Raw genomic sequence first — 10,956 nt, 5'->3', positions numbered from 1 at the left:
GTCGGCCATCCCCGCCGGCCCCTCGGCCCGGTAGCGGTCGGACCACTTCTTGGCGGTCCGCGCGGAGACCATGAACATTGTCGCGGCCGCGGTGTGGGTCCAGCCGTGCTCGACGACGAGTTGAGCGAGCCGCAGCCGGGCGCGCGGGGTCAGAGCGGCGTTAGCGTGGGACACGAAGGCCTCCGGTGGGTGAAGCGGTTCCTCGACAGCTCCACTTCACAACCGGAGGCCTTCGTCTGTCAGCCAGACTCACCGCCCCCGGACGGGACAACCTCCCTGGACATCACACGTAGGTGACGCCGAGCAGCAGCGTCGCGACGACCAGCACCGGGAACGAGTGCACCCCCACGACCGCCAGCAGCACGGTGGCGACGACGCTGCCGGCCAGCCCGACCCGCAGCACCGTGCGGTAGCCGAGCACCGGGGCCAGCCGACCGGAGAACGGCCCGACCAGCCAGCCGATCAGGGCGTAGGGGGCGAGCAGCGCCAGCGCGGTGAGGTCCGCGCCGAGCCCGAACCCGGCCGTGGGGTTCTGGGCGATCGAGGCGACCAGGCCGTTGACCACGGCGAACACGCCGGTCATGGTCAGCAGCGTGGTACCGAGCGTGGCCCAGGTCGCGCGTCGGCGCAGGTCCTCGGGTGCGACGAGCGGCTGCGCGGTGCGGCCCTGCAGCCGCCAGAACACCACCGCGGCGACGACGGCGAGCAGCGCGTACCCGGCGACCAGACCCCAGCTCGCGTCGGACAGCGCGGCGGCCTCGTCGAAGGCCAGCAGCAGCGCGCCGACCGCGACGACCAGCGGCACGACCCCGCGCCAGTCCATCCGGGCGCCCTCCGAGGGGCGGGACTCCACACCCCACACGGCGACGAGCACCAGCGCGACGACGGTGACCGCGGCGATGACCCAGAAGATCGAGCGGAAGCCGTGGTGGGTGGCCAGCCAGCCGCCGAGCAGTGCGTCGAGACCGGCGACGCCGCCGTTGACGGCGGTGATCAGCCCGAGCACGACCCCGTAGCGGCGCGGGTCGGCGATCTCGCTGCGCAGCATGAGCAGGCAGATCGGGACGACCGGCCCGGTGATGCCCTGCAGGATCCGCCCGGCGAACAGCATCGGCACGCTGACGGCGAGGGCGGCGACGACGCTGCCGACCAGCATGACCGCGAGCATCACCAGCAGCACCCTGCGGCGCCCGGCGATGTCGGACAGCCGCGGCAGGAACAGCGAGAACATCGCCGCGAGGGTGAAGAACATCGTCTGGGACAGGCCGACGGTGGCGTCGTCGGTGCCCAGCTCACGGGCCATGGTGACCAGCGCGGGGCTGAGCATGGAGGCGTTGAGCTGGAACGCCACGCAGGCAGCCAGCACCGCCACGACGAGCGTGACGACCGGGCGGCGGTCGGGGGCGGTCATGCGATCCGCTCCGTTGCCGCGAGGAGGGCGGGGGCCGGGTCGCCGATGGTGCGCAGCGCGTCCACGACCAGCTCCCAGAAGCGGGCGTGGTCGAGCTCCAGCGCGGCGTGGGTACGGCACCCCTGCGGGGCCGGGCCGCGCCGGTCGGCGACCGTCATCCCGGTGGTGTGCCGGCCGGCGGTCTCGACGACGATCGGCATCGGGAACGCCCGCACGATCGTCGGGTCGATGACGTGGGCGACCGCGCACGGGTCGTGCACCGGCGGGGCGTCGAAGCCCTGCACGTCGCGGTAGGTGGCGGCGAAGAAGTCGAGCAGCTCGTCGACGAAGCGCGCCGGGCCGGTCCCGACGGCGCGGATCGCGCGGCGCACCTCGGGACCGGCCAGCGCCTGGTGGGTCAGGTCGAGCCCGACCATGACCACCTCCCAGCCCGCCTCGAACACGATCGCGGCGGCCTCGGGGTCGATGGCGATGTTGAACTCGGCCACCGGGGTCCGGTTGCCGACGGCGACGCCGCCGCCCATCAGCACCACCCGCTTGACCCGTCCGACGATCTCGGGGGCGCGCCGGGCGGCGAGCGCGATGTTGGTCAGACCGCCGGTGGGGACGAGGGTGACCGTGCCCGGCTCGTGGGCGAGCACGGTCTCCACGATGAGGTCCACGGCGTGGGTGTCCACCGTGGTGAACGCCGGGGCGGGCAGCTCCGGGCCGTCCAGCCCGGACTCGCCGTGGATGTCGGCGGCGACGGCGGTCTCCCGCAGCAGCGGGCGGTCGGCGCCGGCCGCGAACGGCACGCCGGTGATCCCGGCCAGGGTCGCGACCGACAGTGCGTTGCGCGTCACCTTGTCCAGCGTCTGGTTCCCGACGACCGTGGTGACGGCGAGCAGCTCGATCCGCGGGTCGCCGTGGGCGAGCAGCAGCGCGATCGCGTCGTCGTGGCCCGGATCGCAGTCCAGGACGATCTTCTCGGTCATCTCCGGTGTCCTACCTCGTCGTCGCGGCCGTCCGGGGCTCCGGACGTGTCGACCGTGACTGGTCAAGCGCATGACGTCAAGCGCTTGATGTGTGGCGCGTCCGGGTACGCTCGCCCAATGGCAGGACCGGTGGGCCGGCGGGTGACGGCGGCGATGGTGGCCCGGCGGGCGGGGACGAGCGTGTCCACCGTGTCGCTGGTGGTGAACGGTAAGTCGCGTGGGCGGGTGTCGGAGGTGATCACCGACCGGGTCCGGGCCGCGGTCGACGAGCTGGGCTACGTGGTCGACCACGCGGCGAGCTCGCTCGCCCGCGGTACCACCGACCTGGTCGTGCTGCTCGCCCCCGATCTCCCCAACCCCTACTTCGGGCGGGTCACCACCGGGATCCGGGCGGCGCTGGGCAGCAGGCACCCGCTGATGCTGTCGGTGATCGAGGGCGGCGAACAGCCCGGCGCCGACGACGTCCGCCGGGTCGCGGCGTTCCGGCCGGCCGGGCTGCTGGTGCACGCGCCGTCGCCCACGTTCCTCGACGACCTCGAGCCGGGCGGCCCGCCGATGGTCCTGATGGACGCCCCCGGTTTCGAGAGCCGCGCGGCCACGGTGACCTTCGACCTGGAGCCGGGCGTGCGCGCGCTGGTCGCGCACCTCGCCGCGGCCGGGCACACGATGATCGCCTATCTGGAGGGGTCGACGCCCTCGGCCACCTTCACCGTGCGCCGCGAGCTGCTGTCCCGGGTCGCCGCCGCGCACGGCCTGCGGGTCCTCGACGACGGCACCCGGGCCGGGCTGACCCTCGACTCGGCCGCCGACGTCAGCACCGAGGCACTGCCGCGCTGGCGGGCGGCCGGGGCGACCGCGGTCGTCGCGGCGGCGGACACGATGGCCTACGGCGTCCTCGCCGCCGCGCACCGGCTCGGGCTGGCCGTGCCGGGGGACATCGCCGTCGCCGGGTTCGACGACCTGCCGTACTCGCAGGTGACCGCGCCGGCGCTGACGAGCGTGGCACTGCCCGCCGAGGAGCTCGGCCGGGCCGCCGCGCAGCGCCTGGCCGGGGTGCTGGCCGGCGCCGACGGCTACGGCGTCGCCCCCCGACTGCCGTCGCGCCTGGCGGCCCGGGCCAGCACCGGCGCCTGAGCCCGGTGGCACCCCGCGCGTCGGGGTGCGAGCGGCTCGCTTCTCGTCGATCAGCACCTGAGCGCGGTCCGGACCGGCCGGGACAGCGCTGAGGTACTGATCGACGGGTACTGATCGAGGGCGGCAGGTCAGCCCCACAGCATCTCCGCGACGAGGAACGCCAGCTCCAGGCTCTGCTGGGTGTTCAGCCGCGGGTCGCAGGCGGTCTCGTACCGGCCGGCGAGGTCGGTGTCGGAGATCCGCTGCGCACCGCCGAGGCACTCGGTGACGTCCTCGCCGGTGACCTCGACGTGGATGCCGCCGGGGTGGGTGCCGAGCGAGCGGTGCACCTCGAAGAAGCCCTGCACCTCGTCGACGATCCGGTCGAAGTGCCGGGTCTTGTAGCCGGTCGAGGCCTCGTGGGTGTTGCCGTGCATCGGGTCGCACTGCCAGATGACCTTGTGCCCGGAGGCGGTGACCTTCTCGACGATCGCCGGGAGCACGTCACGGACCTTGTCGTTGCCCATCCGGGAGATGAGCGACAGCCGGCCGGGGCGGTTGTGCGGGTCGAGCCGCTCGACGTACTCGACGGCCTGGTCGGGCGTCGTCGTCGGGCCGATCTTCATGCCGATCGGGTTGGCCAGCAGCTCCGCGAACGCGACGTGCGCGCCGTCGAGCTGGCGGGTCCGCTCCCCGATCCAGAGGAAGTGCGTCGACAGGTCGTAGAGCTTCGGGGCCTCCCCGCCGGTGGGGTCGCGCTCGAGGTCCAGGCGCAGCATGGCGCGCTCGTAGTCCAGCAGCAGCGCCTCGTGGCTGGCGTAGAACTCGACCTGGTGCAGGTTGTGGTCGCGCACCCCGCAGGCGTCCATGAAGCGGACCGCGCGGTCGATCTCGGCGGCGACGGCCTCGTAGCGCACGCCCGCGGCGGAGGTGCGGACGAAGTCCTTGTTCCAGTCGTGCACCTTGGACAGGTCGGCGAGCCCGGTCGCGGTCAGGCCGCGGACCAGGTTCATCGCCGCGGAGGCGTTCGCGTAGGCACGCACCATGCGCGACGGGTCCGGGATCCGGCCCGCCGCGTCCGGGGCGAGACCGTTGACGATGTCCCCGCGGTAGGACGGCAGCCCGGCCGCGTCGATCGGGGAGCTGCGCGGCTTGGCGTACTGCCCGGCGATCCGGCCGACCTTGACCACCGGCATCGAGGCGCCGTAGGTCAGGACGACGGCCATCTGCAGCAGCGTGCGGATCGTCGCCCGGATGTGCGGCTCGGTGTTGTCGACGAAGGTCTCGGCGCAGTCGCCGCCCTGCAGCAGGAACGCCTCGCCGTTCGCGACGTCGGCGAGCCGGGACTGCAGCCGGTCGACCTCCGGGGGCAGCACCACCGGCGGGACGGACTCGAGGACCTTCCGCACGTCGCCCACCTGCGACGGGTCGGGCCACTCGGGCTGCTGGGCGGCAGGGCGGGAGAGCGCGTCGTCCAGCGCGGAGCGCAGGTCCGCGGGCAGCGGCGGCAGCTCCGGGAGGACGTCGATCGGCGCGTCGACGGACCAGTTCACGTGGTCCAGCCTAGGCCGCGGCCGATCGCTACCGGGGCGCGGCCCCCGTCGCGAGGGTCTCGGCGATCACTTCCCAGCGCCGCAGGTTGTGCCGGGCGTCGGCGAGTGCGTCGTGCGCCTGGGCGGGCGGCGGGGGCAGTGCCGGGCGGCCCGCGTCCTCCCACCGCTGGCGCAGCTCGCGGGTGAAGCGCGGGATCGGGCGCGGCAGCGCAGGCATCGCGCCCCACAGCTGGCACAGCGCCACGTGGTCGTAGGCGGCGATCCAGGCCCACAGCTCGACGTCGCCGGGCGCACCGGTGCAGAAGTCGAGGATCTCCTCGCGCATCCGGGCCCGCGACATCCAGGCCCGGTCGCTGGGCGGGGGCAGCTTGGGCAGGACGTTGGCCCGCACCCACTTGCCCGCCCGGTCCGGGTCGAACTCGGTGGACACGGCGTAGAACTCGCGGCCGTCCTCGCCGACGATCCCGATCGACACCAGGTCGATCGTCGTGCCGTCCTCGATGAACTCGGTGTCGTAGAAGAAGCGCATGGTGCCGTCCTGTCTACCGGAGCCGGTCAGGAGGCGCGGGAGTCGGGCACGTTCGCGTCCGGCCGCGGCAGGCTCTGGCGCGACGGGGCCGGCGGCGGCGCACCGGCCGCGGCCTTCTCCTTGACCGACGCCGCGTACAGGTCGACGTAGGTCTGCCCGGACAGCTCCATCAGCGCGTACATGATCTCGTCGGTCATGGAGCGCTCGATGAACCGGTCCCCCGCCATGCCCTCGTAGCGGGAGAAGTCCAGCGGCTCGCCGATCACGATCCGCACCTTGCGCGGGCGCCACATCTTCGAGCCGATGGGGTTGACCTTGTCGGTCCCCACCATGGCGACCGGGATGACCGGCACGCCGGCCTCCAGCGCCATCCGGGCGACGCCGGTCTTGCCCTTGTAGAGCCGCCCGTCGGGCGAGCGGGTGCCCTCCGGATAGATCCCGAGCAGCTTGCCCTCGTTCAGCAGCCGCACCGCGGTGTCCATCGCGGCGCGCGCCGCGGACCCGCCGGACCGGTCCACCGGGACCTGCCCGACGCCGGTGAAGAACTGCTTCTTGAACCAGCCGCGGATCCCGGGCTCGGTGAAGTACTCGCGCTTGGCGAGGAAGGTCACCCGCCGCGGCAGCATCAGCGGCAGGAAGAAGGAGTCGGCCACCGCGAGGTGGTTGCTGGCGAGGATCGCGCCGGAGTCGGCGGGCACGTTCTCGGCACCGCGCACCTCCGGCCGGCAGAACAGCCTCATCAACGGGCCGAGCAGCACGAACTTGGACCACCAGTACAGCACCCTGCGCTGCCTCCCTACCGACTTCGGCGACAGCCTACGGAGCGTCGACACCTCCTCACAACGGGGCTGTGGTCACCGTGGCCGGGCGCCCCCTCGGTGGCCCGCGCGTACCCGTGGGCGGTGTCGGGCGGGACACCGGCCGTGACAGGATGGGAGCCGCCGCGAGCGGGGAGGGACGGACCGGTATGAGCTCCGCAGACCCCGCGCGTGACCGCGAGGACCGGCCCGACGACGACTTCGACGCGATCGTCTCCGCCTGGCGCGACGAGGGCTCGGTGCCGGACTGGCCCGCCGAACCCGTCGAGCGGGCCGACCGTGCGGACCGCTCCGACACCGGTGACGCCGGCGACGCCACGGGCGCCGCGGCGGACCGCCCCGTGCACCGGCCGGGCCCCGCGGTCCCGCCCCCGGGAGGCGGGGCCGACACCGCCCCGGAGGACCACTACCACCCGCCGGAGCCGCCGCCGCTGCCGCGGCCGGGCCCCCCGGCCGTCGTGGGTGGTGGGCTGATCGCGGTGGGGCTGCTGCTGTGCGTCGCGCCGGGGCTGGTCGGCGTCGGCGGGACCTGGCCGCTGCCGCTGGGGCTGGTGCTCATCGCGGCCGGGCTGGGCTGGTTGTTGCTGCGGCTGTGGAGCCCGGACACCGACGAGGGCCCCGACCCCTGGGACGACGGCTCGCGGCTGTAGCGCTCAGCGCCGGGCGTCGGCCCGCAGGCTCTCCCGGGCCAGCGTCGCCGCGCCCACGACGGCGGCGGCCGCGCCGAGCTGCGCGGTCCGGATCCGGGCCAGCGGCCGGTTGCCCGCGCCGGTGAGGATGCGGGCGTAGTGCTCGCGGGCGGCGTCGAGGAACAGCGGCGCCGACGCCGACACCCCGCCGGCGATCACCACGAGGTCCGGGTCGAAGACGTCCGCGACGAGCGAGAGCCCCTCCCCCAGCCAGCGCCCCATGTCGTCGAGGGCGGCTCGGGCGACCGGGTCGCCCTCGCGGGCGGCGGCGGCGACCCGCTTGCCGGTGATCCGCCCCGGGTCGACGGCGGCCTCCCGGGCCAGGCCGGACGGGCCGGGCACGTCGCCGCCCGAGAGCATCTCCAGCGCGGTGGCGCCGAGCGCGGTCCCGCTGCAGTAGCGCTCCCAGCAGCCGCGCTTGCCGCACGGGCAGGCGCGCCCCTCCGGGACGACCCGCAGGTGCCCGAGCTCGGGCGCGACGTCGTGTGCGCCGCGGTACAGCTCGCCGTCGAGCAGCAGGGCACCGCCGATCCCGGTGCCCAGCGCGATGACCAGTGCCACCGACGCGCCCGCCGCGGCGCCGTAGCGGCGTTCGGCGAGCGCGGCGGAGTTCGCGTCGTGCTCCACGAGGACCGGGATCCCGCCGAGCCGGTCGCCGATCCGCTCGGCGACCGGGGCGTCGCGCCAGGACAGGTGCGGGGCGTAGCGGACCAGCCCGCGCGGGGCGTCGACGAACCCGGCGAGCGCGAGCCCGACGGCGGCCACGGTGTGCCGGCGCCGCAGCTCCTCGACCGCACCGGCGATGGCGGCCTCCAGCGTGTCGTCGGTGCGCGGGGTCGGCGCGGAGGCGGTGTCGAGGATCCCGCCCTCGGCGTCGACGACGCCCGCACGCACGCTGGTGCCCCCGACGTCCACCCCGATGGTGCGGACGTCGGACATCCGGGGGCTCACGTCCGGTGCACCACGATCCGCTGGACCGAGCGACCGCTGCCCTGCGGCCGGCGGGACTCCCGGCGCGCGGGCGGGGCGGCCTCCTCCAACAGCGCGACGAGCACCGCGAGCAGTCCGGTGGCGTGGTCGGCGAGCCGGGTGACCAGCTCCGAGCGCTCCCCCCGGACGACGGCGATCAGCGCGCACACCGGACAGGCGGTGCAGGAGCCCGCGGCGCCGGGGCCGGGGTCGACGCCCGTGGCCTGCAGCGAGTCCGACATGGCCTCGGTGGCGGTGCGCAGCCTGTCGAGCAGCGCCACCGCGGTGACCCGCAGGTCCTCCGGGATGGCGCCGTGGGTGCCGCAGTGGGTGCCGCCCTGGGTGTCGCGGCCGCTCACGAGGTCATCCAGGTGCCCGGGTCGGGGACGAAGGAGATCACCAGGCGGGCGTCGGAGCCGTGGCCCTCCAGCCGGGCGCCGGTGGCCTCGCAGCGGCGCAGCACCGACGGCAGCGAGACCACGCGCCGGGAGAACCCGATGCCGACGACCATGTCGTCGCCGACCCGGGCGAGGTCCAGCGGGGCGTCCTGGGCGCCGGGCAGCGCCACGTCGAGCTCGAACTCGGTGTCGGCGGAGACCCCGTGACCGGCGGTGCGCCGGAGCTCCATCAGCGGCCGCGACGGGGCGTCGTCGGCCGTGCCCGCGGGGTCGTCGTCGCCGTAGACGGAGTGGGCCAGCTCGCGCAGGGCGGCGACGCCGGTCGGCTCGGCGGCGGTGTAGCGGACCGCCGTGACCGGCACGTCAGCGCCGAGCTCGCCCAGCTCGGCGAGCACGGACTGCTGCTCGGCGGCACGTTCGCGCAGCCAGCGGGCGGCGGGCCCGCGCAGCGACGGCGGCGGACCCGGCATCACCCGGTTCGCCAGCAGCCCGTCGACCCGCAGCTCGTGCAGCGCGAGCGCGGTCAGGGTCCGGCGGGTCTCGGCCGCGACGACCCGCTCCGGGGTCAGCACCAGCCGGATCGATGTGCGGGCGCGGTCCGCGAGCAGGCCGCGCAGGCCGCGCAGCTGCTCGGCCAGCACACCGAGCGCGTCGACGGTGCGCTCCCAGCCCGCGCCGTCGGCCTTCGCGCCGGCGAGTCCGGCGACCAGACCGCGCACGGCGCGCCGGTGCGCGGGGAACAGCCGCTCCAGGTAGCCCGACAGTGCCTCGGGCAGGGTGAGCAGCCGCAGCGTCTCCGCGGTCGGTCCGCAGTCGACGACGACGACGTCGAAGCGGCCGGAGTCGGCGAAGCGCTGCACCTCGACGAGCGCGAGGAGGTCCTCGACGCCGGGCAGCACGGTCAGCTCGTCGGCGACGAGCTCGTCCACCCCGGCCCCGGCGAGCATCGTGCGCAGGTGCCCCTGCAGGTCTCCCCAGGCGCCCTCGAGCAGGTGGCGGGCCTCGATGTGGGCGCCCCACAGGTTGTCGGTGACCTCGGTGGGATCGGCGCCCAGCTCGGCGTCCAGCGCGTCGCCGAGGGAGTGCGCCGGGTCGGTGGACACGACCAGCGCCGACCGCCCGGTCCCGGCGACGTGCGCGGCCGTCGCGGCGGCCAGGGTCGTCTTGCCGACCCCGCCCTTGCCGGTGAAGAGCACCACGCGCACAGCGCGGAGCCTAACGATCGTGTCCGGGTCGCCGCCGACCGGCTCAGCCCTTCTCGACGCGGCGCTTGAGCCCCTTCAGGGCCGCGTCGATGATCACTTTCTCTGCCTTGCGACGGAGCATCCCGATCATCGGGAAGTTGACCTCGACGCTGAGCTCGTAGGTGACGGTGGTGCCGCCGGCGTCGCCGACCAGCCGGTACGCGCCGTCCTGGGCGCGCTGGATCCCGCCCTTGACCAGCGTCCAGGACACCGAGCGGTCGTCGGCGGCCCAGTCGTAGTCGAGGGTGTAGGTGTCCTTGATGGCCCCGGCGTCCATCGCGAAGCGGACCTGGTGGGCGCGGCCGTCGGCACCGGCGTCGAGGATCTCGACGCTGGTGATCTGGTCGGTCCACTCGGGGTAGGACGCGAAGTCCGCGATCACCGCCATGACCCGCTCCGGCGGGGCGTCGATGTGGATCGAGGACGAGGTCGCGTCGGCCATGGCGGGAGGCTATCCGGTGGTCAGAACCGGAGCACGTAGGGCGTGCCGTGGGCACGGAAGTGTCCGGCGTTGACGCACTCGGTGCGGCCGACCCGGGTGCGCCGGCGCAGCGGCTGGTGCACGTGGCCGAACAGCGCGTGCGAGGGCTGCTCGGCCCGGATCCGCGCGGCCAGCGGGGCACTGGCGATCTCGGCGCGGCGGGTGACGACGTCGTAGGTCAGGCCCGGGAGCGCCGGCGGGACGTGGGTGCACAGCACGTCGGCCTGGCCGAGCGCGTCCAGGCGGGCGGTCCACTCCTCGTGGGACACGAAGTGCGGCTGCCAGGGGCCGGTGCGGCGCGGGTCGACCCCGGGCGGCAGCGGCACCCCGCCGAGGAAGCCGAACCGGCGGCCACCGATCTCGACCACCCGTCCGTCGGCGCGGGTGACGCCCTCGGTGTCGGGCCAGGCGTCGGGGACGTCGACGTTGCCGGGGATCGCCCACACCGGCACCCCGAGCCCGCCCAGTACCCCGAAGACCTCGGCGTACTGGGCGGCGACGGCCTCGGCGACGGCGGCCGCCGGGTCGGTGAACCGGGCCCAGGAACGCTCCAGCAGGCCCAGCATCTGCGCGCGCGGCGCCCCGATCCGGCGCATCCGGCCGAACTCGGCGGCCACCTCCGACCCGAGCAGTCGGGAGATGATCCCGTTGGCCGGGTCGCGGTAGTCGATGAACTCCAGCAGGTCACCGAGCACGAGCACGCCGTCGGCACCCTCGGCGGCGCGGGCGAGCGGCGTGGTGGCGCCGTGGACGTCGGTGACGACGTGCAGCCGCACG

General features: G+C 74.8%; 13 protein-coding genes. 2 read left to right on the top strand and 11 right to left on the bottom strand.

Translation table 11 applies throughout. The features are described from left to right. The 3 genes from FVA95_RS01300 to FVA95_RS01290 form a co-directional block, all read right to left on the bottom strand. Positions 1–174: leucine zipper domain-containing protein (locus FVA95_RS01300; RefSeq protein ID WP_149662471.1), on the bottom strand; the 174-nt coding region annotated here is incomplete at its 3' end. 109 nt (positions 175–283) lie between these two features. Next, positions 284–1,411 (bottom strand): MFS transporter, encoded by a 1,128-nt coding sequence (locus tag FVA95_RS01295; protein WP_240051188.1) that lies wholly within the window; start codon positions 1,409–1,411, stop codon positions 284–286. Next, on the bottom strand, positions 1,408–2,385 hold the full coding sequence (locus tag FVA95_RS01290) for a nucleoside hydrolase (RefSeq protein WP_149662553.1): 978 nt from the start codon (positions 2,383–2,385) through the stop codon (positions 1,408–1,410). Before FVA95_RS01290 ends, FVA95_RS01295 begins: the two co-directional genes overlap by 4 nt. A 117-nt stretch (positions 2,386–2,502) precedes the next feature. Here FVA95_RS01290 and FVA95_RS01285 point away from each other — a divergent pair, with 117 nt between their 5' ends. Beyond that, positions 2,503–3,519: a LacI family DNA-binding transcriptional regulator gene (locus FVA95_RS01285; protein WP_161992155.1), complete on the top strand. Its 1,017-nt coding sequence runs from the start codon at positions 2,503–2,505 to the stop codon at positions 3,517–3,519. 128 nt (positions 3,520–3,647) lie between these two features. On the opposite strand, the gene FVA95_RS01280 is transcribed toward FVA95_RS01285, so the two are convergent. Genes FVA95_RS01280 through FVA95_RS01270 form a run of 3 tightly spaced genes read right to left on the bottom strand, consistent with a single transcriptional unit; the run spans position 3,648 to position 6,362 of the window. After that, positions 3,648–5,051: a class II 3-deoxy-7-phosphoheptulonate synthase gene (locus FVA95_RS01280; RefSeq protein ID WP_149662551.1), complete on the bottom strand. Its 1,404-nt coding sequence runs from the start codon at positions 5,049–5,051 to the stop codon at positions 3,648–3,650. A gap of 28 nt (positions 5,052–5,079) precedes the next feature. Next, positions 5,080–5,580 carry a polyadenylate-specific 3'-exoribonuclease AS gene (locus FVA95_RS01275; RefSeq protein ID WP_149662550.1) on the bottom strand — a complete coding sequence of 167 codons (501 nt, stop codon included), beginning with the start codon at positions 5,578–5,580 and terminating at the stop codon, positions 5,080–5,082. A 26-nt stretch (positions 5,581–5,606) separates the two neighbouring features. Beyond that, the gene (locus tag FVA95_RS01270; RefSeq protein ID WP_149662549.1) at positions 5,607–6,362 is read right to left on the bottom strand and encodes a 1-acyl-sn-glycerol-3-phosphate acyltransferase; all 756 of its coding nucleotides are present in this window, start codon (positions 6,360–6,362) and stop codon (positions 5,607–5,609) included. Between the two features lie 185 nt (positions 6,363–6,547). Between FVA95_RS01270 and FVA95_RS01265 the strand changes: the two genes are divergently transcribed. Then, positions 6,548–7,048: a DUF308 domain-containing protein gene (locus tag FVA95_RS01265; protein WP_149662548.1), complete on the top strand. Its 501-nt coding sequence runs from the start codon at positions 6,548–6,550 to the stop codon at positions 7,046–7,048. Positions 7,049–7,051: 3 nt separating this feature from the next. Here FVA95_RS01265 and FVA95_RS01260 read toward each other — a convergent pair whose 3' ends face one another. Genes FVA95_RS01260 through FVA95_RS01240 form a run of 5 tightly spaced genes read right to left on the bottom strand, consistent with a single transcriptional unit; the run spans position 7,052 to position 10,955 of the window. Further along, positions 7,052–8,026: an ROK family protein gene (locus FVA95_RS01260; RefSeq protein ID WP_149662567.1), complete on the bottom strand. Its 975-nt coding sequence runs from the start codon at positions 8,024–8,026 to the stop codon at positions 7,052–7,054. Positions 8,027–8,034: 8 nt separating this feature from the next. Beyond that, the gene (locus tag FVA95_RS01255; RefSeq protein WP_149662547.1) at positions 8,035–8,415 is read right to left on the bottom strand and encodes a hypothetical protein; all 381 of its coding nucleotides are present in this window, start codon (positions 8,413–8,415) and stop codon (positions 8,035–8,037) included. Further along, positions 8,412–9,659 carry an ArsA family ATPase gene (locus tag FVA95_RS01250; protein WP_149662546.1) on the bottom strand — a complete coding sequence of 416 codons (1,248 nt, stop codon included), beginning with the start codon at positions 9,657–9,659 and terminating at the stop codon, positions 8,412–8,414. Before FVA95_RS01250 ends, FVA95_RS01255 begins: the two co-directional genes overlap by 4 nt. Before the next feature lie 43 nt (positions 9,660–9,702). Further along, entirely contained in the window at positions 9,703–10,140 is a 438-nt protein-coding gene (locus FVA95_RS01245; RefSeq protein WP_149662545.1) for an SRPBCC family protein, read from the bottom strand. A gap of 20 nt (positions 10,141–10,160) precedes the next feature. Continuing rightward, positions 10,161–10,955, bottom strand: coding sequence for a metallophosphoesterase (locus FVA95_RS01240; protein WP_149662544.1), 795 nt, complete (start codon positions 10,953–10,955; stop codon positions 10,161–10,163). Position 10,956 lies beyond the last annotated feature (1 nt).

Origin of the sequence: Pseudonocardia sp. EV170527-09 (assembly GCF_008369905.1) — a bacterium.
Lineage (GTDB): Bacteria > Actinomycetota > Actinomycetes > Mycobacteriales > Pseudonocardiaceae > Pseudonocardia.
This window is presented reverse-complemented; position numbering and strand designations above follow the sequence as displayed.

Excerpts from the sequence above, each read along its gene's own strand:
- FVA95_RS01295 (WP_240051188.1), bottom strand. The coding sequence starts at position 1,411 with ATGACCGCCCCCGACCGCCGCCCGGTCGTCACGCTCGTCGTGGCGGTG.
- FVA95_RS01290 (WP_149662553.1), bottom strand. The coding sequence starts at position 2,385 with ATGACCGAGAAGATCGTCCTGGACTGCGATCCGGGCCACGACGACGCG.
- FVA95_RS01285 (WP_161992155.1), top strand. The coding sequence starts at position 2,503 with ATGGCAGGACCGGTGGGCCGGCGGGTGACGGCGGCGATGGTGGCCCGG.
- FVA95_RS01275 (WP_149662550.1), bottom strand. The coding sequence starts at position 5,580 with ATGCGCTTCTTCTACGACACCGAGTTCATCGAGGACGGCACGACGATC.
- FVA95_RS01265 (WP_149662548.1), top strand. The coding sequence starts at position 6,548 with ATGAGCTCCGCAGACCCCGCGCGTGACCGCGAGGACCGGCCCGACGAC.
- FVA95_RS01260 (WP_149662567.1), bottom strand. The coding sequence starts at position 8,026 with ATGTCCGACGTCCGCACCATCGGGGTGGACGTCGGGGGCACCAGCGTG.
- FVA95_RS01245 (WP_149662545.1), bottom strand. The coding sequence starts at position 10,140 with ATGGCCGACGCGACCTCGTCCTCGATCCACATCGACGCCCCGCCGGAG.